The organism is Corynebacterium sp. NPDC060344 (assembly GCF_042725215.1).
GTDB lineage: Bacteria > Actinomycetota > Actinomycetes > Mycobacteriales > Mycobacteriaceae > Corynebacterium.
Genome location: NZ_JBHXCS010000001.1, coordinates 609,034 through 630,344 on the forward strand (window position 1 = coordinate 609,034; position 21,311 = coordinate 630,344).

18 protein-coding genes are annotated in these 21,311 nt (G+C 68.6%); 4 read left to right on the forward strand and 14 right to left on the reverse strand.

Translation table 11 applies throughout. The features are described from left to right. The first annotated feature begins 63 nt into the window (after positions 1–63). On the forward strand, positions 64–1,692 hold the full coding sequence (locus tag ACFWGD_RS02695; RefSeq protein ID WP_377776958.1) for an FAD-binding oxidoreductase: 1,629 nt from the start codon (positions 64–66) through the stop codon (positions 1,690–1,692). Positions 1,693–1,708: 16 nt separating this feature from the next. Here ACFWGD_RS02695 and ACFWGD_RS02700 read toward each other — a convergent pair whose 3' ends face one another. Further along, complete coding sequence (locus ACFWGD_RS02700; protein ID WP_377776959.1) at positions 1,709–2,626, reverse strand: L,D-transpeptidase; 918 nt, start codon at positions 2,624–2,626, stop codon at positions 1,709–1,711. Between the two features lie 71 nt (positions 2,627–2,697). On the opposite strand from ACFWGD_RS02700, the gene ACFWGD_RS02705 reads away from it, so the two are divergent. Then, the gene (locus ACFWGD_RS02705) at positions 2,698–4,047 is read left to right on the forward strand and encodes a CapA family protein (RefSeq protein WP_377776960.1); all 1,350 of its coding nucleotides are present in this window, start codon (positions 2,698–2,700) and stop codon (positions 4,045–4,047) included. Positions 4,048–4,094: 47 nt separating this feature from the next. Here the strand turns inward: ACFWGD_RS02705 and ACFWGD_RS02710 are convergent, their stop codons facing one another. Then, complete coding sequence (locus tag ACFWGD_RS02710; protein WP_377776961.1) at positions 4,095–4,772, reverse strand: hypothetical protein; 678 nt, start codon at positions 4,770–4,772, stop codon at positions 4,095–4,097. Between the two features lie 233 nt (positions 4,773–5,005). Then, complete coding sequence (locus ACFWGD_RS02715) at positions 5,006–6,082, reverse strand: hypothetical protein (RefSeq protein ID WP_377776962.1); 1,077 nt, start codon at positions 6,080–6,082, stop codon at positions 5,006–5,008. Positions 6,083–6,622: 540 nt separating this feature from the next. On the opposite strand from ACFWGD_RS02715, the gene ACFWGD_RS02720 reads away from it, so the two are divergent. After that, positions 6,623–7,240: a DinB family protein gene (locus tag ACFWGD_RS02720; RefSeq protein ID WP_377776963.1), complete on the forward strand. Its 618-nt coding sequence runs from the start codon at positions 6,623–6,625 to the stop codon at positions 7,238–7,240. Between the two features lie 425 nt (positions 7,241–7,665). On the opposite strand, the gene ACFWGD_RS02725 is transcribed toward ACFWGD_RS02720, so the two are convergent. From ACFWGD_RS02725 to ACFWGD_RS02740, 4 genes are all read right to left on the reverse strand, one after another. Further along, positions 7,666–8,457: an ABC transporter ATP-binding protein gene (locus tag ACFWGD_RS02725; protein ID WP_377776964.1), complete on the reverse strand. Its 792-nt coding sequence runs from the start codon at positions 8,455–8,457 to the stop codon at positions 7,666–7,668. After that, the gene (locus tag ACFWGD_RS02730) at positions 8,457–9,515 is read right to left on the reverse strand and encodes an ABC transporter permease (protein WP_377776965.1); all 1,059 of its coding nucleotides are present in this window, start codon (positions 9,513–9,515) and stop codon (positions 8,457–8,459) included. Before ACFWGD_RS02730 ends, ACFWGD_RS02725 begins: the two co-directional genes overlap by 1 nt. Continuing rightward, entirely contained in the window at positions 9,512–10,501 is a 990-nt protein-coding gene (locus tag ACFWGD_RS02735) for an ABC transporter substrate-binding protein (RefSeq protein WP_377776966.1), read from the reverse strand. The genes ACFWGD_RS02730 and ACFWGD_RS02735 overlap by 4 nt, the downstream gene beginning before the upstream one ends. A 470-nt stretch (positions 10,502–10,971) precedes the next feature. Further along, positions 10,972–12,243 carry an MFS transporter gene (locus ACFWGD_RS02740; RefSeq protein WP_377776967.1) on the reverse strand — a complete coding sequence of 424 codons (1,272 nt, stop codon included), beginning with the start codon at positions 12,241–12,243 and terminating at the stop codon, positions 10,972–10,974. A 91-nt stretch (positions 12,244–12,334) separates the two neighbouring features. On the opposite strand from ACFWGD_RS02740, the gene ACFWGD_RS02745 reads away from it, so the two are divergent. Further along, a complete protein-coding gene (locus tag ACFWGD_RS02745) occupies positions 12,335–13,411 on the forward strand; it encodes a DUF4272 domain-containing protein (RefSeq protein WP_377776968.1) in 1,077 nt (358 codons plus the stop codon). A gap of 706 nt (positions 13,412–14,117) precedes the next feature. On the opposite strand, the gene ACFWGD_RS02750 is transcribed toward ACFWGD_RS02745, so the two are convergent. The 7 genes from ACFWGD_RS02750 to ACFWGD_RS02780 all read right to left on the reverse strand — a co-directional run bounded on the left by ACFWGD_RS02750 (position 14,118) and on the right by ACFWGD_RS02780 (position 21,288). Further along, positions 14,118–15,263, reverse strand: a complete 1,146-nt coding sequence (locus ACFWGD_RS02750) for a ribonuclease HI (RefSeq protein WP_377776969.1) — start codon at positions 15,261–15,263, stop codon at positions 14,118–14,120. Positions 15,264–15,446: 183 nt separating this feature from the next. Then, positions 15,447–16,244, reverse strand: coding sequence for a hypothetical protein (locus ACFWGD_RS02755; protein ID WP_377776970.1), 798 nt, complete (start codon positions 16,242–16,244; stop codon positions 15,447–15,449). A gap of 3 nt (positions 16,245–16,247) precedes the next feature. Continuing rightward, entirely contained in the window at positions 16,248–17,222 is a 975-nt protein-coding gene (locus ACFWGD_RS02760; protein WP_377776971.1) for a hypothetical protein, read from the reverse strand. Positions 17,223–17,409: 187 nt separating this feature from the next. Further along, a complete protein-coding gene (fic, locus tag ACFWGD_RS02765) occupies positions 17,410–18,057 on the reverse strand; it encodes a protein adenylyltransferase Fic (RefSeq protein ID WP_377776972.1) in 648 nt (215 codons plus the stop codon). A 130-nt stretch (positions 18,058–18,187) separates the two neighbouring features. Beyond that, complete coding sequence (locus ACFWGD_RS02770; RefSeq protein ID WP_377776973.1) at positions 18,188–18,952, reverse strand: ABC transporter ATP-binding protein; 765 nt, start codon at positions 18,950–18,952, stop codon at positions 18,188–18,190. Next, positions 18,945–19,979 carry a FecCD family ABC transporter permease gene (locus ACFWGD_RS02775; RefSeq protein WP_377776974.1) on the reverse strand — a complete coding sequence of 345 codons (1,035 nt, stop codon included), beginning with the start codon at positions 19,977–19,979 and terminating at the stop codon, positions 18,945–18,947. Before ACFWGD_RS02775 ends, ACFWGD_RS02770 begins: the two co-directional genes overlap by 8 nt. 184 nt (positions 19,980–20,163) lie before the next feature. Next, the gene (locus ACFWGD_RS02780; protein WP_377776975.1) at positions 20,164–21,288 is read right to left on the reverse strand and encodes an ABC transporter substrate-binding protein; all 1,125 of its coding nucleotides are present in this window, start codon (positions 21,286–21,288) and stop codon (positions 20,164–20,166) included. Positions 21,289–21,311 lie beyond the last annotated feature (23 nt).

Sequence of the window (21,311 nt, forward strand, 5' to 3'; positions counted from 1 at the left end):
CTTGATCATACGTTCATCCGGCTTTCTGGTTTTCACATCACCCCAATGTGTAACCTTTGGGGCATGAACGGCCACCCCGACTCCGCAGTCCCCCTCCCGCCCATGGAGTTCAACCTCTGGGGCACCACGGACGAAGCGAAGCCCCTGTCCGCGGGTGTGCGGGGGTTGCTCACGGGCGTCTTCAACGTCGACAAGCCCCTGCCGCGCGTGCCGGACGCCGACATCCTCATCGGCGATACCCGCCTGACCCCGGACGATGTCGCGGCGCTGGCCAGCATCGTCGGCGCCGACCGCGTCACCGGCGACAAGGCCCAGAAGCTGGCGCGCGCCCGCGGCAAGTCCTACCCGGACCTGATCGGGTGGCGGCTCGGCGGCGCCCACGACGTGCCCGACGCCGTCGTCGCGCCGGCCACCGACGACGAGGTCCTGGAGATCCTGCGCTGGGCCACCCGCGAGCGCGTCGCGGTGGTGCCCTTCGGCGGCGGCACGACCGTCGTTGGCGGCGTCGCCCCGGAGCGCGGCGGCATGCGCGCGGTGATCAGCCTGGACCTGGCGCTTTTCGACGACGTCACCGACGTCGACCCCGAATCCGGCCTGGCCACCCTCGGCGCGGGGCTGACCGGCCCCGCCGCGGAGCTGCGCCTGGCCGAGCACGGCCTGCAGATCGGCCATTATCCGCAGTCGTTCCCCTACGCCACCATCGGCGGGTACGCGGCGACGCGGTCGTCGGGGCAATCGTCGGCGGGCTACGGGCGGTTCGACGAGATGGTGCGGTCGCTGACCGTGGTCACCCCGTCGGGGATCCTCCACGTCGGCGATGCGTCGCCGGCCACCGCCGCGGGCCCCGACCTGCGGGAGGTGTTCCTGGGATCGGAGGGGGCGTTTGGCGTGATCACCCGCGTGCGCCTGCGCGTGCACCCGATTCCGCAGGTCAAGCGCTATGAGGCGTTCACCTTCCCCACCTTCGCGGCGGGCGTCGCCGGCCTGCGGGCCGTCGAGCAGGCCGGTGCGGGGCCGACGGTGATCAGGCTTTCCGACGACATCGAGTCCAGCCTCAACCTCACCTCCGGCGACTCCATCGGCGACGGATCGCGGGCGCCGGAGGGGTGCCTGTGCCTGACCATGTTCGAGGGCACCGAGGAGCACGCGGCGTCGCGCCACGCGGAGACGCGGGCGCTGCTCATCGCCGCCGGCGGCACCCCGGCCGGCGAGGAGCCGGTGCGGTCGTGGGAGCGCGGTCGTTTCGAGGCGCCGGTGCTCCGCGACGGCCTCCTGGACAACGGCGCGATCTGCGAGACCCTGGAGACCGCCACCGACTGGTCCAACGTCACCCGCCTCAAGCACGCCGTGACCCGCGCGCTGTCGGACACGCTGCGGCAGTCGGGGACGATGGCGCTGGTCATGTGCCATGTTTCGCACGTCTACCGCGAGGGGTGCTCGCTGTATTTCACGGTCATCGCGGCGCAGGGCGAGGATCCGGAGCTGCAGTGGTGGTCGGCGAAGGGCGCAGCGTCGCGGGCGATCGTCGAGGGCGGCGGCACCATCACGCACCACCATTCCGTCGGCACCGATCACGCCCCGTACCTGGCCGACGAGATCGGCGGCCTCGGCGTCGCGGTGCTGCGCGCGGTGAAGGCCGAACTCGATCCGGCGGGGATCATGAACCCCGGCAAGCTGCTGGCGCTGGATTAGGGGCGGATGGGCGCCCCTAGAACGTCACCACGATGTCGTTGGGCTGCAGGACCTCGAAATAGTGGACGGCCTCGAGGTTGGACAGGTGGATGCAGCCGTGGGAGTCCTCGGTGAGGTCGCCTTCGTGGAACGCGACGCCGGTGGTGGTGAAGTACACCGAGTACGGCATCGGCTCGTTGTCGAAGACGTAGCTGATCTCGTCGCGGACCTTGCGCTGGACCACGTGCTCGCCGCGCGGGGTCTCGTAGCCGGGCCGGCCTGTGGTGATGGGCACCGGACCGCGGCTGACCTCGCCGTTTTCCTGAAGCCATGCCAGGCGGTTGTCCACGTCGACGCAGGCGCGGGCGTGCGGCGGGCACGCGTTTTCAACCAGCGCGCCGTCGGGTGTGAGGTTCCATTCGTGCAGCGTGGCGTTGACGGTCTCGATGACGTCGGCCTCGTTCATCGGCTTCGCGGCCCCGACGCGGTCGTGGATTTCCACGTTGCGCGGGAACGGCACCGGCACGCCTTCCAGGTGGCGCTGGATCATCTCGCCGCGGACCTCGGCGGCCAGCGGTTCGGGCGCGACCTGCGTGGTCTGGTCGGCGGTGAGTACCTCGTCGGTGTCGCGGGGCTCGTTCATGGCCAGCGAGGCGACGACGCCGAGCGTCAGCACTCCCAGCACCGCCACCGCTGCGGCGATGAGCGGGCGCTTCGGGCCGGTGGCCTGCGCGGATGCGGGTGCTTTACGACGATGCCTCCGCCCACCCGATCCACCCGCCCGTTCGGGGTTGACCTGCACGCGCCACTGCCGATCGCCGCCGGTGGCTCGGTGGCTGCGGGCCCGCCGCTCCGTGGCGTCACCCGTCGGTCGATTCGTCGGACGGTGCGAGCTCGACGATCCGCCATCGAAGCTCAGGCGATCGTCGCGGCGGGGAGTCGGTGAATCATGCACACCGCCAATGTACCGGGACGGCCAGTGTATTCGTGCAGCTGCCGCCGGAAATGTTCCATACTGGAATCACCATGGCTTCCTCCTCTTCCTCCAGCGGCAATGCACGGACGCGCCCGTCGAGAGGCTCGCGCTCCAAGGCTCTGATCCTCGTTCTCGTGGCGGTCCTCCTCGGCGCGGCCCTCGTCGCCGGCATCGGGTACGCCACCGGGTTCATCGGCGAGGGCAGCCGCACCGACCCGGCGGCGAGTTCGGGCCGCGACGGCAACGGCGAAGGCGGCGGTGCCGGCCCCGATTCTGCGGCCTCCGAATCCGCGGGTGACGGCTCGGCCGGAACCGGAGGGGAGGGTGGCGATGGGGAGGCCGGGGCGTCGTCAAGCGACAAGCCGGACCCGAACCGCCTGACGGTGACGGTCTCCGGCGACCTGCTGTGGCACGAGGAAGTGTGGGAATCCGGGCGCGGCGACGATGGGACCTGGGATTTCGCGGACATGTTCGCCGACGTGAAGCCGGTGATCGAGGGCGCGGACGTGGCGGTGTGCCATCAGGAAACGGTCTTCGCGCCGCCGGAGGGCCCGTACCTCGGCTACCCCGGATTCCAGTCGCCGCCGCAGGTCATCGACGCGATCGTCGACACCGGCTGGGACATGTGCACCACCGCGTCGAACCACTCCGTCGATGCGGGGACCGAGGGGCTGTTCCGGACTCTCGACGCGTTCGACCAGGCCGGTATCGTCCACTCCGGCGCGGCGCGCAGCCCCGAGGAAATGGAGCAGCCGCGGATGGTCACCGCCGCCAACGGCGCGCGGATCGCCGTGGTCACCGGCACGTACGGCACCAACGGCATCCCCGTCGAGCAGCCGTGGATGGTCGGCGACCTCAACCCCGACACGCTGCTGGCCAAGGCCGCGGCGGCGCGGGCGGCGGGCGCGGACATCGTCATGGTGGCCATGCACGCCGGCGAAGAAGCCGTCACCGAGCCGACGCAGCAGCAGGTGGAGCTGGCGGAGATCCTCACCGCCTCGCCCGACGTCGACGTCGTCTACGGCCACCACATCCACGCCGTGCAGCCGATCGAGCAGGTCAACGGCAAATGGGTGATCTACGGGCTGGGCAACATGGTCGCCCACCAGTCGGGCGAGACCGTGCTGTCCTACGAGGGCATCACAGTCGAGCTCGAGTTCGTGCGCGGCGGCGACGGACGCTGGGGCGTCGGCGAGCTGGCGTACGTGCCCACCGTGGTCACGCCGTTCCAGACCTTCCCCGTGCGCGTCGCGCCGGTGTCGGTGCTGATGGAGCGGGCTGGCACGACGCCGGATGAGCGCGGCTTCCCCGACCGGGCCCGCCTAGAGGAGTCGCTGGCCCGGACGCGCGGCGCGATCTTCAGCCGCGGACTGGATCCCGCGCTGGTGACGGAGAAATAGGGCAGGGTGCGGGGAGGTGGGCGTCGTAAAGCGGACCCTTCCGTCCCCTACTTCGCCAGCCGCAGGTAGAGCCACGGCGCGGCGAAGATGAGCGCGCCGACCATCAGCTGCGCGGCCGGCGGCCACAGCCCCGCGAGCGCGCCGAAGCCCACGACCAGCACCGCGCCGGCCGCGTAGGGGCGCCAGTAGGCAGCGCGCTCGAGGTGACGCGCGACCATGCGGGCGCGACCACCGTCGGTGTTCCCGCGGGCGACGGTGGCGACGCGGACATGGCCGCCCGCCCACGCCTCGACGTGCGGCGGGGCCGGGTCGCCGAGGACGCGGGCCATCCCGACGTGCCACAAAAGGCGGACCATGAAGGCCGTCGCCACCGGCAGGAGGACCAGCGCCATGGCCAGCATTCCGGCATCCAAGCGCGGGTCGCCGACCATCTCATCGACGAAGCCCATGCCCGGCAGCGCGAGCCACAGCTGGAGCCACACGATCACCGTCACCCCCGTCGACGCGATGGCGGCCTCCCACCAGGAGAAAAGGTTGACGATCACCACGTTCAGCGCCACCTGCAGCGCCCACGACCCGAAGATGAGGGCGCTGGCGAAGGCGATCGCGGTCAGGCGGCCCGGATGATGATCGATCGACGCGAGCAGCGCGACGAGGAACAGCGCCGCGGGCCAGTGCCGGGCGTACCCGGCGGCGTCGACGGGGAGGATGGCCGGGCGGGGCATGGCGCGGGGCATGGCGCGGGGTAACGCGCGGGGCAGGCCGGAGCGCGCGATGCCGCGGAAAAGCGCGGGGCGGAAGTGGCCGAAACGAGAGGTGCCGATGCGATGCGGCTGACGGGGATGCACGGCCGTCAGCGATCACCGGCTAGATCAATAAGCACTCGACATACCTTAGCCAATCATTCGCCCAAGCAATGACGAACCCCGGGTTTTCGTTGGGGCCGCGTCGACGCCCCCTACATCGGCGCCTGCACCCGGATGCCGCGGTCGCCGTGTTCGCACACGGTCGTCGCCCGCAGCTCCTGCGACCGGGCGGCCGTCGGCGAGCTACACATCCAGCCGTCGAATTCGACGGAGAGGGTATTGCCGCCGCCCTCGGAATGCTTGCGCGAGTCGTATTCGTCGAGCACGCCCATCGCCTCCTCGCAGGTGATTTCGCCGTCGACGACGTCGGCGAGCCGGTGGCCTTCCATCGCCCCGCACGTCATCGGGGCCTGCACCAGCACGTCGGTGCCGGTCGAGTACTCGGACGGCGGGGCGTCGGTGGCGGTGGAGTGGAGGTCGGCAGCGTCGTAAAGCGTGCCCTGCGTCGTGATGTCCCGCCCCGCACCCTCGACCTGGATCGCCGCGCCCTCGGAGACGCAGGCCAGCCGCGCATCGTCGGGCTTGGCGCAGCGGACGGCGCCGAAGTTGACCCACTGGCCGGTCTCGAGCTCGGCGCGCGCGGGCGGGGCGCCCTCGGCGATGGTGTACGCGACGCCGGCCGCGCCGACCATCACCGCGCCCGGGCGGCCGGAAAACGGCGGCATGTCCACGTCCGGGACGTCGCCCGCGGCCGTGCCCACGCACGTGACGAACTCCCCTCCCACGAAACACTCCCCCGCCGTCCCGCCGACCACGAACTTCAGCGCCTGCCGCGTGCCCTCGCGGAACGTGCTCGGGTCGACCTGCTGCAGCGAGTCGAAATCGACGGCGATGCCCGGCTTTTCGCTGGTGGTGGGGGTCGTGGTCGTGGCCGAGGTGTCCGCGGTCGGGGACGGCGTGTCCGCCTTGCTTTGCGACGCCACCGTCTCCCCCTCCGCAACCGCACCCCCGGGTTCGCCGCCGTCGGTGCAGGAGGCGAGAAGAAGGCCCGCCGCCCCGAGCAGCGCGGCGAGGGGCACGGCGGCGGGGCGGCGGGAAATGGCGCGGGAGGTGGAGGTGGCGCGGGAGGTGCGGGAGCTGCGGAGCGGCGCGCCGCCCTCGTCATCGGCGTCAGCAGGCGTCAGGCGTGCGGTGGCGCGGGAGGTGCGGTGCGGCGACATCGTTTCCATGCCAATAGGTTGCCACGGTTTCAGTGTCGCGGGTGGTTGGGGCCGTCGTGAAGCAGAACCACCGACTCGGATCCGCCCGCCCCGACCGCCGGCAGCGCTGGAGCACCCACCACCGGCCGCACCCACCGCACCCACCACACCGACCCGGCGCCACTCCTCCCGACGGACGCCGGCCTCACGCCGGTCCGGCGCCACCCCCTTCTAGCCCCGCACCGAGCCGTAATTAGACGCCGAGTGGACAGAAAGACCTGGTCAACCACGTCTATCTGCCCACTGGACATCTATCTGCGGGAAAAGGAAGTGGCCGGCACGATGGCGGCCAGAAAGTGAGGCGAAGGCGGTGGGGCGCACCGCAGATACCTACGTTTCGGCCAGGTACCCACGTTTGAACATGAGTATCTGGCCGAAATGTAAGTATCTGCGAGGAGATGGCCGGAAGGGAGGCGCGACCGGCCCCTCCCCGCCCAACTTTCCGCCCGCCTCCTCGCCCCACGCCCCCGATTCCGGAGCACACCCGATCTCGGAGCGCACAATGGCGGCATGGATCCGAAGCAGCCCACCTCCCCGCCGACGCAGGCCCGCGACCTCCTCGTCGAGCAGCTCGAGTGGCACTGGACGAATCAGCTGCGTCCGCGACTCGACGGCCTCACCGACGCCGAGTACCTCTGGGAGCCCGCGGCCGGCGCCTGGTCGGTGCGCCCGGGCGGCGGCGACGCCCCGACCTCGCCGTTAGCGGTCAATCCGGCGGCGCCGACGACGATTGACTTCGCCTACCCCGAGCCCGATCCCGCGCCTGTGACCACCATCGCGTGGCGCCTGGCGCACGTCATCGTCGGTTGCCTCGGCGCCCGCTTGGCCAATCATTTCGGCGGTCCCGCGGTCGATTACGCCACCTTCCCCTACGCCCTCACCGCCGCCGGCGCGCTGGCCCAGCTTGATGAGGCCTATTCCGCCTGGACCTCGGCTCTTCGTTCGCTTGACGACGCCGCACTCTCCCTCCCCGTCGGCCCCACCGAGGGCCCGTGGTCGGAGCATTCGATGGGGACGCTGGTGGCGCACATCAATCGCGAGGTGATCCATCATGGGGCGGAGGTGTGTCTGCTGCGGGATCTTTACGCGCACCGTGCCGAACCGGGGAGCGCCAGCGATCGGCCGTGAGTTCCGCCGAGCGCCACCGATCCACTGTGACCTCCAGCGATCCCCGCCGGACCCCAGAAAGACGCCGAGTGCACAGAAAGACCTGGTCGACCACGTCTATCTGTTCACTGGGCGTCTATCTGCGGGGAACAGGAGGTGGTCGGCGAGATGGCGGCGAGAAAAGTGGGGCGATGGCGGCGGGCAGCACCGCAGATACCTACGTTTCGGCCAGGTACTCACGTTTGAACATGAGTATCTGGCCGAAACGTAGGTATCTGGGGAAGCCAGGCCGCTGCGGGGGCCGCTACCCCGGGAACGCCTGGCCGGAACGGTGGCGCGATCGGCCCGAACGAGCGGCCCGAACGAGCGGCCGACCCACGCCGCCGGCCGCCCACGCCGCCGCTCGCCCCGACCCGACCCGCCCCGACCCGCGCCGCCAGCGCCGCCTACCCCAGGAACGCCTTGTCGGAGAGGGTGGCGCCCTTGATCTTCACGAACTCCTGCAGCAGGTCGTGCACGGTGAGCTGCGCCTTAGTCTCGGCGGAGGCCTCGTAGACGATGCGGCCCTCGTGCATCATGATCAGCCGGTTGCCCAGGCGGATCGCCTGCTCCATATTGTGGGTGACCATGAGGGTGGTCAGGCCGCCGTCTTCGACGATTTTGTGCGTCAGTTCGGTGACCAGGCCGGCGCGCTGGGGGTCGAGGGCGGCGGTGTGTTCGTCGAGAAGCATGATCTTGGGGCCGGTGAAGCCGGCCATCAGCAGCGACAGTGCCTGCCGCTGGCCGCCGGACAGCAGCCCGACCTTCGCGGTCAGCCGGTCTTCGAGGCCGAGCTCGAGCGACTTGAGTTGCTCGACGAAGAATTCGCGCCGCGCCTTCGACAGGCCGAGGCCCAGGCCGCGCCGCTTTCCGCGGAGGTAGGCCAGGGAGAGGTTTTCCTCGATGGTCAGGCTTGGCGACGTCCCGGCGAGCGGATCCTGAAAGACCCTCCCGATGTATTTGGCGCGCTTGTGATCGGGCATCTTGCCCATGGGCACGCCATCGATGGAGATGTCGCCGGAGTCGATGGGCATGCGGCCCGATACGGCGTTGAGCAGCGTGGACTTGCCGGCGCCGTTGGAGCCGATGACGGTGACGAAGTCGCCCTGCGCCAGGTCCAGCGACACGTCGACGAGGGCCTTGCGCTCGTTGGCGGTGTTGGGGAAAAACGTCTTGGAGACGTTCCGGATGGTCAGCATCACGCCTTCACCTTCCCGTCGGTCGAGCCCGGACCATCGTGGTGGCCGGAGTTGGCGGAGGGTGCCCCGGCGCCCGCGGGAACGGTCGCCGCATCGCCGGCGCCGGTGACGGCCGCCGTGTTCGGGGTGACCGCGCCATCTGCTCCGGCGCCGGCCCCACCACCGTCGCCGGTGCGCCCGCGGTTGGCCCGCGCGCCCGCGATGGCCCCGCCGATCGCCGAGCGCCACTGGGGCACCAGCAGCGCGACGACCACCAGCGCGGCGGTGATGAACTTCATGTCATTCGGGTTCAGCCCCAGCTCCAGCGCCGCGAAGATGATCAGGCGGTAGAGCACCGCGCCGACCACGACGGCCGCCACGGACAGCCACAGGAAACGCTGGCCGAGGATCGCCTGGCCCATGATCACCGACGCCAGGCCGATGAGGATCAGGCCCACGCCCATGGAGTTGTCGGCGAAGCCCTGGTACTGCGCGAACACCGCACCGGCGGCGCCGACCAGGCCGTTGGACAGGGCGAGGGTGATCAGCTTGGTGGTATCCGTCGACACGCCGAACGAGCGGATCATCGGCCCGTTGTCGCCGGTCGCGCGCACCGCGAGACCGAAGTCGGTGTTGAGGAACCACACGATCGCCACCGTGATCAGCGCGACGACGGCGGCGAAAATGCCCACCGACGCCCACGTCCCCATCAGGTCCGCATCGCGCATCGGGGTGAAGATCGTGTCCGTGCGCAACAGCGGCACGTTCGACGACCCCATGATCCGCAGGTTCACCGACCACAGGCCGATCTGCGTCAAGATGCCCGCCAGCAGCCCATCGATGTTGCCCTTGGTGTGGAGCAATCCGGTGATCAGGCCGGCGGCGAATCCCGTCGCAAAGCCCGCCCCGATGGCCAGGAAGGGATTCCACCCGGCCAGGATGGCGACGGCCGCGGTGGCGCCGCCGGTGGTGAAGGAACCGTCGACCGTCAGGTCCGCGAAGTTGAGGATGCGGAACGTGAGGAACACGCCCAGCGCCATCACCCCGTAGATGAGGCCGAATTCGACGGCGGGGATCATACGGTTTCGGCCTCGCTCAGGATCGCTTCGGGGATGGTGACGCCCTGGCGCTTGGCGGCTTCCTCGTTGACCATGTAGGTGAAGTCGTTTGCGGTTTCCACGGCCATGCCGGCCGGGTCCTCGCCGTCGCGGAGGATGCGCAGGGCCATCTCGCCGGTCTGGCGGCCGAGTTCCGTGTAGTCGATGCCGAGCGTGGCCACGGCACCGCCCTCGACGGTGCCGGACTCCGCGGCGATCACCGGGGTCTGAGAGCTCTCCGCGGCCTGGACCAGCGACGCGATGCCGGAGACGACCAGGTTGTCGGTGGGCACGTAGAACGCGTCGACGTCGCCGAGGGCCTGCACGGCCTGCGGGATCTCGGTGACGTTGGTGACGGTCTGCGTCTCGATCTCCAGGTCGCGCGACTCGGCGGCCTTCTTCGCCTCGTCGACCTGCACCTGCGAGTTGACCTCGCCGGAGGCGTAGACGATGCCAACGGTCTTCGCGTCCGGCACGAGCTCCTTGAGCAGGTCGAGCTGCTTGTCCACCGGCGCGACGTCGGACGTGCCGGTGACGTTGCCGCCGGGCGCCTCCATCGAGTCGATGAGCTCCGCGGAGACCGGGTCGGTGACGGCGGTGAACAGCACCGGGGTGTCCTGGATGTTCTGCGCGGTGGCCTGCGCCGCCGGCGTCGCCACCGACAGGACCAGGTCGAGGTCGCTCGACGCGAACTGCTGCGCGATGGTCAGGGCGGTGGACTGCTCGCCGTTGGCGTTCTGCTCGTCGAACTCCACGTCCACGCCGGCGTCGTCGAAGGCTTCCTTGAAGCCCGAGGTGGCGGCGTCGAGAGCCGGGTGCTGGACCAGCTGGTTGATGCCGATCTTGTAGGCCTCGTCGCCGGAGGCGCCGTTGCCGCCGCCGTTGCCGTCGTCGGATGAGCAGCCGGTCAGGGCGAGGGCGCCGGCGGCGAACATCGCGGCGATCTTGGTTGTGCGGGACGTGAACATGGGAGGGCCTCCTGTTGTTCCGGAAGGGACACTAAAAACTTATCCGTCCGGGGGTGCCCGGTGAAGGCTGACGCCGTTTCCCGCTCGTTTTCGCGCCGCGCGGGGGCACCCGCAACGCCCGATTTGTGGGTTTCGGGGGTGGCCGCCGCCCCTGCGGGTCCGCGTTGCTCTCGGTCGGGCCATGCGGGTCCGCGTCGCATGCGGGTCCGCGTTGCTCGCGCCTTTTCGCTTGACGACGGCCAACCTCCCCGAATCTGCCCCTTCCTTCACTCACGGTCCCACCGTGACCGGCCGCGGCTCCCATCCCCCTCGAATGCGGCGTCTTTCTCCTGCCTCACGGCGGCCACTCCCCGGGGCTTTGTGTCATACGGTCAACGCTCCCGAGTAGCACTTCTGACCACCAGGGGTTTTCCTTAGCCCGAAACATGAGCGTTGACCATATGGCACTAACTCCTCCGTCCCACGCCGACTCAGCGGCGGGAAATAGCGGCGACGAGTTCGTCATCGATGGTCGCGGCGGCCGCGGCACGGATGCCGACGACTCCCATCACGACGGCGCTTGCGGCCAGCGCGACGAGAATCTCCCGCCACTGCCCCGTCGCGCCATAGACCGCGCCGACGGCAATCGGCCCGGCACCTGCGACGAGGTACCCGTACGGCTGCACGAAACCGGACAACCGCGCCGTGACCACATGGGAACGGGAACGGGCGGGGATGAGCGCGATGGCGGTCGGGAAGCAGAATCCGCCGATGCCGAGGAAGAAGGACCAGAGGAGGGGGACGGTGGCGTCGTCAAGCAAAATCCCCAGGTACCCGATGGCGGTGGCGAGGGCGAAGACGACGATGAACGGCGTCAGCGAGCGGGCGCGCGCGATCAGCGCCGGCATGGCCAGGCCACCGAGAACGTTGAGGCCGCCGACCAGCGCCAACGCGACCGTGCCCATGGTCGCCGACGCGCCGGAGTCGCGGTAGATCTGCGGCAGCCAGCCCATCTGGACGTACGCGTTCATCGATTGCAGGGCGAAGAACGCGAGGAGGAACAGCGCCGTCGGCGAGCGCCACATGGGGGCGGTGAGCGCGGTGGGTGAGGTCGGCGCGGTGGCGGGGTCGGGGCGGGGTGCGTCGTCGCCGAGCCGGGCCATGACCACCAGCCACACGGCGACCTGCACGGCCGCGGGCACGGCCCAGATGGCCAGGGCCCACTGCCAGGCGGAATCGCCTCGGAAAACCAGCGCGCTGAGCGGGCCGAGGGCACCGGAGAGGCCGAAGAGGGCGCCGTAGGCGGTCATCAGCGCGACGATGTGCCGGCCGCCGTGCCGCTTGATCCACGCCGGCAGCAGCACGTTGGCCACCGCGATGCCCGCCACGACCAGCCCCGTGAGCAGCACGAACACCCAGATCGCGCCGACCCACGGGCGCGCGGCGAGGCCCACCAGGCTCAGGACCGCGCCGAGTGTGACCGTGCGCGTCAGGCCGAGCCGCTTTGCGACGGGCACCGCCACCAGCCCCAGCAGCGCAAACAGGAATCCGGGCATCGCCGTGATCAGCCCCGCGTACCGCGCGCCCGCCCCGAACGCCGTGAGGATCTCCTCCAGCACCGGGCCGACCGACGAAATGCCCGCGCGCAGGTTGATCCCGATTGCGATGACCGCGGCGAACAGCGCGGCGGCCGCCAGCGTGCGCGGTGCGCGGGGCGTGCGGCTGGACGTGGGGCGGGAGGGGTTCGGAGGGGTGGCGGGCATTGGCTCATTAAGCGACGGGGCCGGTGGGGTGTCAACTTCGTTGCTTTGCGACGGGTCGGCGCTCAGCCCGTCCGACGGGGATCGTTCACTTATGGAACACTCGATCACCATGTACATCAACGCCTATTCCACGGTTCGCGACGAGATCCCGGGGCCCTTCGCCCACAACCGCGGCGCCGGTGACCCGGAGATGGCCGAGCACCTGCAGGGTTTCACCGGTTTCGTGTGGGAGCGCGGCGGCCAGGAGATGACGTCGCACATGTTCGGCCTGATCCGCCACATCGGCGAGACGCAGCGGCAGTACGTGTTCGAGCGCGACTCCATCGATGGGCTCGGTGACTGGGCGCGCGACGCCAATGCCGTGTTCCTGCTGCCGGACGGCCGCGTGGTCAATGCCGCCGGCGAGGACATCATCGCCGGTGGCCAGGTGCCCTATCACCCGGCGGCCGCTGAGCGGGCGCAGCGGGTGCGGGCGGGGATCACCAAGGACACCGGGGCGTCCGTGCCGGCGCATTACCCGCCGGTGCGCAGCGAGTTCGAGGCCGCGGTGCGCGCGCCGCGGGAGGTCGCGCAGCGGTTCATGGCGCTGGTGGCGGTCTCCGAGCTGGCCAGTCACCTGCTGGGCGGGCAGCATCCCCCGTTGGAGGGGTTGCGGGCGGTGCTTCCCGACGCTTTTTCGGCGTGGACGCCCCAGGAGGCCCGGTTCGTGGAGCTGCTGGAGAGCGGCGACGTCGATGTGGAGGCGGGGTTTCTGGATGAAGGAGGCGTCGCAAAGCACAACGCGGCCACGCAGGAGGCTGCCGAGTTGGCGTTTCAGCTGCAGTGGTCGGCTGCGGCGGCGGTGCTGCTGTCGCATGTGCTGCAGCTGCAGCGGATTCCGGACGACGAGATCTTGGTGCACCCCGGCCCGACCGTGCAGTGGGTCGCGGAGAACGGGCAGGATGCCGTGTACGCGCACGCCGGCGAGCTGATCGCGCTGCCGGAGCTGTGCGACAAGTACGAATTCGTCCGTTCGCTGCGGTGGATCACCGTCGATGATCGGCTGCATCCGGAGCGCCCGGCGACCCTCGACGAGCCGACCGCCGGCGCGCTGCTCGAGTGGCACCGCGCGCTGTCGTGGCTGTTCACGCCCGGCACCGGCTGGGATGAGGTCGATCTGTCGACGTAGGGGTTTGGGGTCGACGACGTTCGCCTACACCTTCCTTGCCCTTCTCCTTCCCTTGCGCCCTGCACGCGCATGCTCGGTCCGAGCGGAATCACCTCGAAAGTCTCTTGGGCGGGGGCGACTACTCCCCCGTCGTCTCGTCGTACGCGGGCGGCTCGGGCGCCGGAGGAAGCTCCGGGATCGGCTCGGGCGCAGGGGGCGGTTCCGGCGCGGGCTCGGGTGCGGGGGCAGGTGCAGGAGCCGGCGCAGGCGCGGGCGCGGGCGCCGGTGGGTGTCCACCGTTTAGCCCCAAGCGCTTGCTCGGATCGGTGCACCAGCTGGGATCGGGGACGTGCCAGTCGGTCCGCGGGCATCGGTAAGGATTCTCGGCGAGCTGTGCGTCGCGTTTCGCCTCGCAATCCGGGTGCGGGCCATAGTTGCCGTCACTGAACCATCCATTGCCGGTCCACGATCCGCCTGCGTAGATGCACTCCACCAACTGAGCCGTGGGTTCGGCATTGTTCGAGGGCGCGGCCGTCGTGGACGACGTGCTGCTCGTCGAGGAAGACGTGGAGCTGGACGTGCTCGTGGAGCTCGACGCAGTCGAGCTGGTCGGCTCTTCGTCGCGTGACTCATCGGCGCCGCAGCCGACGAGCAACAGTGCGGCGATGGGCAGTGCGGCCATCCGGCCAATTGTTTTCATGGATAAACTATGCCACAGGGTTCGGGATTATGCGGCCGCTGCAGAATCGCAGGCCGAGTCGTCGACAAGCCCATCCGCGACGATGCGGGTCTCACGGTCGACGATGACCTCATCGCCAAGCTGACACTCGGTGCATCGGCGGCGATGAACGGCGAGCCGATCGGCGAGCTCATTGAGCGGATCGCCCGAATGGCCGCGCACCCACGTCAGCTGGATCCCATTGTCGCGAATGATGGCGCGCATCTGATTCAGCTGCGACAGCCGCTTGCCGGTGGCCCAGTACGGCGACCGCTTGCCCGACAGGGCGCCGAGAGCCTGCCGAGAATCGGAGCGGATGACGATCTTCCGATTTGGCTCGCGCGACATGGCGTCATCGATGGCGAACTCGATGGCGAGGAACTCGGCCTCCGCAATCGCATTGACGTCGACCATGCGCGAGGAGTGGCGGCCCTCGGCGCTGATCCAGGCGATGCCGGCAGCGCCATTGCGACCGCGGGACGCGTCGGTGGCGATGCGGAGCGGCTCCCGGTTCCGAACCTCCTCGACCTCGAGGTTTTCAACGCGCTCCACTTCCTTGGCCAGTCCCCTATCGACGGCCTGAAAAACACTGCGGCGCGACGCACCCACCACCCCGAGATGCCCGGAAAACCGCTCCAGCCCGAAGGGCAACGTGCCGACCGCCGCGGCCACCGTCACATCGGGGAAATCCACCACGACCCGGCCGTGCACCGCCTGGACCGCCGCCAGGTGATCGGCCAACTCCGCGGCAACCCGCGCCCGGGCGTCGATGACCCGGCGGCTCAGCGCCGTGTACCGGGCGTTGACGAACTCCTGCCGTTCGCCCTGCGTCGCCCGCGCCGCCACGCGGCCAGGGTGTTCGTAGCGATCGCACTCGATTCGCGTGAGCACCCAATCGGACAGTCCCGGAAAGCTGACCCGGAGCTCGCCGCACACGATGGCGGCGGTGGTGGTCGTCGCCGTATCCACGTGGATGGTCGCGAGCACGGCTTCGGCGCCCGAGGCCGTGGTCGGGCGGGGCGTGGCCGTGTCGTCGACATCGCGAAGGGGAACGAGCTGCGGGTTGATGCGCCGGCGCATCATGGCGGGCGACGGTCCCGGCGAAGCCGTGGCGAACTGGGAGGGCTGCGACACCGGGGCGATTGAGGTGGTCATGGGGATCTCCTTTCGTTGATGCCCGCACCGTATCCAGTCGCCCGGATAGCCTGGCCGGCACGACTCGAACGGGTTGTCGACACCATTGCCGGCCATGTTCACGGTCACCAACAAGTCTCAGCCCTCCCCGTCAATGAGCAGCAGCACACGAACGCCGCCCCGGCCCCGTCACGCCCCTCCGATTCAACGATCAATGCGCGTGACATGGGCATTGATGAGCGCAGCCATCCTCACCCGATCAATTCCACCGTGATCGAGCATCAGCTGATTCCGTCGGAGCAAGCGCCCCGCGAGATCGTGGAGGATACGGGCGGTGTCTTTTCGCATCCCACTGAGAGATTTTTCGCTGAGCCTCCACGATATGCCCGGATGCTCCTGCCGGATTTCCAGCAGCGATTTTAGATCGACGAGATCCTTCGGGCTTCGTCGCTGCTGCCAACTATGCGCCTTGAGCATCACGGCGGCCTCCACGTCCGGGACCATCGTCCGGTATTGAATGACTCCCATGTCGTCGAGGTCGGCGGACACATCGAGGACGACGGGCGGCATCGCCATGACGAGGTGCAGTTCCCGAAGGGTGTCGACCTCCCCAACGCCTTCGACTCTCAACTTTCCCAGTCCGGCGCCGCCATCGGCGCGGGCCAGAAGGAGGTTGATCTCGATCTCCTCATCGACGGATAACTCCTGGTAGAACACGTTACCACCCCGCTTTTTGAAGTTCCGGCGTTGCAGCGCTTCGCTCAACTCTCCAACGACCTGCACGTCATCGACGGCCGCATCGGAGTCGAGGGTGGAACGAATCGAAGCTTCCGGGGTCGGGTAAACGTTCAGCAGTAGTCGCACCATGTGGCCGCCGATGATCCGGTAGTTCTTCCCGGCTCCGGCCGCGTCGGCGACGGCTTTTTGCCCCAGATAACCGAGTGCATCCGCTCTGCTGAAGGCTCGGACATTGAGGCTCACGGGCTCGGGCAGGTTCTCCATGTCCTATTTTCCGATCGATCGAGCCAGTCGAGCGGCAGCTTCCGCGCTATCGGTGTCGCTGCCGTGCAAAACGTCCCAGTAGACGAGCACGTCGTCGGCATTGCGGAATTCATCGCCCAAGTCTCTGAACCCCACGGTATCGGCCACCTTCCACAAGGAAGGGTCCCGGGGAATTCGGGTGATCAGGGTGGCTTCGTCGACCGGAGCCGGCACGAACCCGTCGTCGGCGAGGTCGACTGGGCTCGTGATGTAGATCAGGCCCTTTCCCGGCATCTTCCACGGGGCGATGCGGTCGGCGGCGACGTCACCGCTGATGAGCGGCGCTGCCCCCATAAGGGCCGCGACTTCGGCCGCCTTGTGCGTTTGCTTGACGACGGGGTCGAGGCTGTACCACCCGAATTCGGCTCCCCCGGCACCCCGGTACTCATCGGCCCACGCGTGCAGAAGGCCTACACGGTCGGTGGCGACGACCCCGTTCGGCTCGACTGCGACCCAGTCGCCGTAGTGGCGGGCCGCGATCGAAACCGCTTGCTGGCTCACCCTGAGATCCGCGGCGATATCGTACTGTCGCACCGGCTCGCCTACGAGCAGCAGGTATCGAGCCACCGCCCACCTCTTCCATGCCGGCCGGGCAACAGTCGCCGTCGGTGCGGACATGATCGGCGTCGGCTGGATCGCGTACGTTTCACCGCGCACGATCATCCGGTTCGGTTCCGCGGTGAGGATGTCGATCTCCCCGGTTCGAGCTCGCTGCACGACGGCGTCCGTCGCAGTGTCTCCGATGAACAATCGGCGCGGTCGCTTCTTCTCGTCGCCATCGCGGTGTCTGGTGGTGGCAAAGTTGAGGCGCAGCACGGTTTTGGTCGGCAGTACTTCGAATGACTCGCCCTGTGGCCCGCGAAGACTCCAGGTACGTGCGCTGTGGCCTTCCTCGATCCGAAAACCAAGCTCTCGAAGAACGGTTCCTACATCAATCACCTGATTGCCTCCAACAAGTTTGGTTGCTCCGTGCACGACCTTACTTGTTGGACTTTACTACGTGTACCTGATAATGGGCCTCCTTTGCCTACCGCCCCTCCATGCAACACCATGGCCGCAACGGGGAACCGGCACCGACGCGTAGGTGTCCGCCCGGGACTGGACGACGCCCCACCGCAAAGCCCCGTCAGCCGCGCCGACCCCCGTCGCTCCGGTCCAGCTCGCCCAGCCCGTCCAACTCGTCCATCGCGTACGTGTTGTAACCCTCGTAGTGGTAGCTGGCGTCGATGCCCTTCATGTAGACGTCGCGGTCGTCGATGCGATCCGTGAGCGCGGCGCGCAGCAGCTCGCGGATTTCCACGTCCTTGATGGGGCTGCGTTCCATGGCGAGCAGGTAGTCGCCCTTGTCCACGGCGGCCCAGTCGACGACGACGCCAAGTTCGGCCTTGAAGATCTGGTCGAGCCAGATGCGCGTACTGCGCCCATTGCCCTCCCGGAATGGATGGGCGACGTTCATCTCGACGTACTTGGCCACGATCTCCTCGAAGGTGCCCTGCGGCATGCCGTCGATATGCGCCAGCGCCGCGTCGAGGTACATCACGGGTGCGAAGCGGAAGGACCCCTTTGCGATGTTCTCCGCCCGCACGTCCCCCGCGAACGGGTACACGTCCTGGAAAAGATGCCGATGAATCTGGGACAGGCCGGCGAAGGTGCCCGTCCCGATACCTCCCAGCAGCCGTCGATCCCACAGCTCAAGCGCCCGAATCTTGCTGAGCCGCTCTACCCCGCGAGCCAGCTTCTCCGAGCCGTGGCCCGAAAGGTTGCTCAGGACCACCGGATCACCCCTCATCGCTTTCAGCCGAGTCTAGCGAGGAATGCACCCCGCTGATCCGGCCCTCCGCACTGGTCGGAGGGCCTCGTTTCGGCATTGCTTGACGACGGCCACCGCCCCTTGGTTCACCGGTTCATCGGCCAGATCGGGCACCTGAAGCGACGCCCGCGTAGTCCGGGACCACGACCCTCCGGCTGCCTCCGGCGAAGTTGATCGAGGGCGTCCGGATCGGGGTGCCGTACAGGCTGCTCAACGCATCCTCGGTGAGCTGCGCCGCCGTATCCCCGACGGTGATTTCCTCGCCCATGAGCATCGTCGAATCCGCGGCATGCAGAGCATGCGTCGGGTCATGGGTGGTGAAGATGACGGACATACCCGACGCCGCGAGCTTCGAAATGATCCCAAGCGTCTTCGTCTGGTTCTTCATGTCCAGCGCCGACGTGGGCTCGTCGAGAATGATCGTCTGGGGCTCGCACACCAGCGCCCGGGCAATGAGCACCAACTGCTGCTGGCCGCCCGACAATCCTGTGAACTCCCGGGGCGCCAATTCCTCGATGCCCACCAGCTCCATCGCCGACCACGCCGCGGCCTCATCGGAGGCGTTGGGCGTGGACCACGCCTTCATGCGCTGGGCCCTGCCGAGCAACACGACGTCGAACACCGTGAAGTTGAAGGTGCTGTCGTGGTTCTGCGGCACGAATCCGATGCCGCCGGAAGACTCCACCGCGCCTTCCTTCGGGCGCTGCACTCCGGCCAGGCACGTGAGCAACGTCGTCTTGCCGCGGGCATTGGGCCCGAGAATGGCCATCACCTCGCCGGCGCCGACGCAGACGTCGATGCCGCGAAACAGCCAATCGCCCTTCCGGTGAAAATGCCCCATCCCGCGTGCGTTAAGCAAGGGAACCTCCTCGTCGAGCCTTGTGCAGCAGCAACCCGATGAACACGGGCGCGCCGATCATTGCGGTCAGGATGCCCACGGGAATCTCCGATTCACCCAGGCTGCGCGCGATCGTGTCCACCAGCACCACGTAGGCGCCGCCGGCGAAAAACGACGCGGGCAGCACGACGCGGTTGTCCGGCCCCACGACCAATCGGATGAGGTGCGGCACCACGAGTCCGACCCACCCGACGATGCCTGCGACGGCCACGGTCACGGAGGTCAGCAGTGCGACCGCGACGATCAGCACGAAGCGCAGCCGCCCGGGGTCGATGCCGAGGGCGCGGGCATCCTCGTCGCCCATCGCCAGCACGTTGATCCGCCACCGCAGCGCCATGACCACGGTGAAGCCGATCGCCACCGGCACCAGTGCGATGAGAACCTTGTGCCACGTCGCCGCGGTGAACGACCCCATGAGCCAGAAGGTGATGGCCGGCAGGGTCTCGTAGGTATCCGCCAAGTAGGTGATCAACGAGACCAGCGCGTTGAAGAATGCGGCCACCACGATGCCACCGAGCACGATGGTGAGGATCGGATTCGAGGTCCGGATCCGCCCCATCAGCATGACGATCACCGCCGCCACCAGCCCCGACAGGAACGACCCGGTGATCAGGACGGTGGAGCTGGCGCCGACCATGATGGCCAGCACGCCGCCGAACGCGGCACCCGAGGACACGCCGATGACGTCGGGCGACACCAGCGGGTTGCGGAACAGCGCCTGCAGCGCGGCACCGGACACGGCCAGCGCGCCACCGACCAGGACGGCAAGGATCGCCCGCGGAGCCCGGATGAGCGTGACCGCTGACCGCTCCCCCATGGTCCAGTCCGCGGATCCGGCCAGACCGTCGGCGCCGACGTAGACCATCAGGTCGTGCCACAGGATCCGCGCCACGGTCAGCGGCGGGATGGACAGCTTGCCGTATCCCACGGCGACGACGGTGATCACCACCATGGCGGCGATGAGGCCGGCGACCACGAAGGAGTTCACCACCCGCCGCCGATTGACGTCGGCACGGCTGTCGGGGCCAACCCGACCGTCCCGGCCGCCCCGACCACCCCGGCCGTCCGCACCACCGCCGCCTTCCACACCGCCGCCGCCAATCCCGCCGGCCCGGACCGCCCGGCCGACGCCCGCTTCCTTCAATCCCACGTTCGTCACGGACATCCCCCCGCTACTTCGACACGGCGTCGTAGTTGGCCGATCCTGCGTTGAGGTCGGTGCGGAGGATGTGGGCGATGTCGTCGTCGGAAAGCTCGTAGTTGTACAGGAACTTCGTCTGCTCGCGGGTCAGCTCCGGCAGGTCGACGTCGAACTCGCCCGGGTGAGCCAGGGCCGCGACCCAGTTCCAGAACAGCGGCGACTCGGCGCAGGGCACCTGCCAGCGGTAGACGCCCAGCGGAGCGCGGTACACGCGCTTGTCCTTGACGGCGGACAGGCCCTGGAAGCGGGGATCGTTGTAGACGTCCTCGGGGGTCGCGGCGTCGAACGCGGACAGGAAGATGATTTCCGGGTCCCATTCGATGATCTGCTCGGCGTCGACGACGCCATCGGTGACCTGCGAATCCTTGGCCACGTTGGTCACGCCGGTGAGGTCGTAGACGTGCTGGGCGTAGTCGTCGCCGTTGCTCACGGACAGTTTCTCGGAGGAGTACGACAGGCTCAGGGCGCGCGGCGCGGGGCCGTCGATGGTGGCGACCTTGTCGGAGATCTTCTTCGCCTCGGCGTCCATGTTGCCGATGATCTCGCCGGCGCGATCCTCCTTGCCCAGCATCTGGCCGAACATGGTGATCCACTTCTCCAGGTCGGCCTGGGTGCCGTACTTCAGGCCGAGCATGGGGATGCCGGCCTGCTCGATGGGCGCGATCTTGTCCTCGCCGTAGGTCCCCCACTGGATCATGACGTCGGGGTTGAGGCCGAGGATCTTCTCCATGTCGGGCGTGAAGTCGCGGGTGGACACGACCTCGGTTTTGGTCGACTCCGGGAAGATCTTGCCGATGATCCCTTCCTGGTTCGCCTTCAGCGTCGATTCGTTGATGCCGGAGATCTTGTCCCATGAGCCGTCGACGGCCGCGATGATCGCGGGCGAGGGGATGACGGCCGTGGCGATGCGCTCCACGGGCTGCGGGACGGTGACGTCCTTGCCCCGCTGGTCGTGGATGGTAACGGTATTGCTTGACGACGCCTCGTCCCCGGCGCCGGCACCTCCGGCACAGCCGGCGGTGAACAGGGCGCATGCCGCAACCGTGGCGGCGGCGATCTTCTTGCCGCGCGCGGTCATGATGTCGTTGATTCGCATGTGTGGTGTCTCGTCTTTCGTGG

Coding starts and splice junctions, on each gene's coding strand:
- ACFWGD_RS02695 (WP_377776958.1), top strand. CDS start 64: ATGAACGGCCACCCCGACTCCGCAGTCCCCCTCCCGCCCATGGAGTTC.
- ACFWGD_RS02705 (WP_377776960.1), top strand. CDS start 2,698: ATGGCTTCCTCCTCTTCCTCCAGCGGCAATGCACGGACGCGCCCGTCG.
- ACFWGD_RS02710 (WP_377776961.1), bottom strand. CDS start 4,772: ATGCCCCGCCCGGCCATCCTCCCCGTCGACGCCGCCGGGTACGCCCGG.
- ACFWGD_RS02715 (WP_377776962.1), bottom strand. CDS start 6,082: ATGGAAACGATGTCGCCGCACCGCACCTCCCGCGCCACCGCACGCCTG.
- ACFWGD_RS02720 (WP_377776963.1), top strand. CDS start 6,623: ATGGATCCGAAGCAGCCCACCTCCCCGCCGACGCAGGCCCGCGACCTC.
- ACFWGD_RS02725 (WP_377776964.1), bottom strand. CDS start 8,457: ATGCTGACCATCCGGAACGTCTCCAAGACGTTTTTCCCCAACACCGCC.
- ACFWGD_RS02730 (WP_377776965.1), bottom strand. CDS start 9,515: ATGATCCCCGCCGTCGAATTCGGCCTCATCTACGGGGTGATGGCGCTG.
- ACFWGD_RS02735 (WP_377776966.1), bottom strand. CDS start 10,501: ATGTTCACGTCCCGCACAACCAAGATCGCCGCGATGTTCGCCGCCGGC.
- ACFWGD_RS02740 (WP_377776967.1), bottom strand. CDS start 12,243: ATGCCCGCCACCCCTCCGAACCCCTCCCGCCCCACGTCCAGCCGCACG.
- ACFWGD_RS02745 (WP_377776968.1), top strand. CDS start 12,335: ATGGAACACTCGATCACCATGTACATCAACGCCTATTCCACGGTTCGC.
- ACFWGD_RS02750 (WP_377776969.1), bottom strand. CDS start 15,263: ATGACCACCTCAATCGCCCCGGTGTCGCAGCCCTCCCAGTTCGCCACG.
- ACFWGD_RS02755 (WP_377776970.1), bottom strand. CDS start 16,244: ATGGAGAACCTGCCCGAGCCCGTGAGCCTCAATGTCCGAGCCTTCAGC.
- ACFWGD_RS02780 (WP_377776975.1), bottom strand. CDS start 21,288: ATGCGAATCAACGACATCATGACCGCGCGCGGCAAGAAGATCGCCGCC.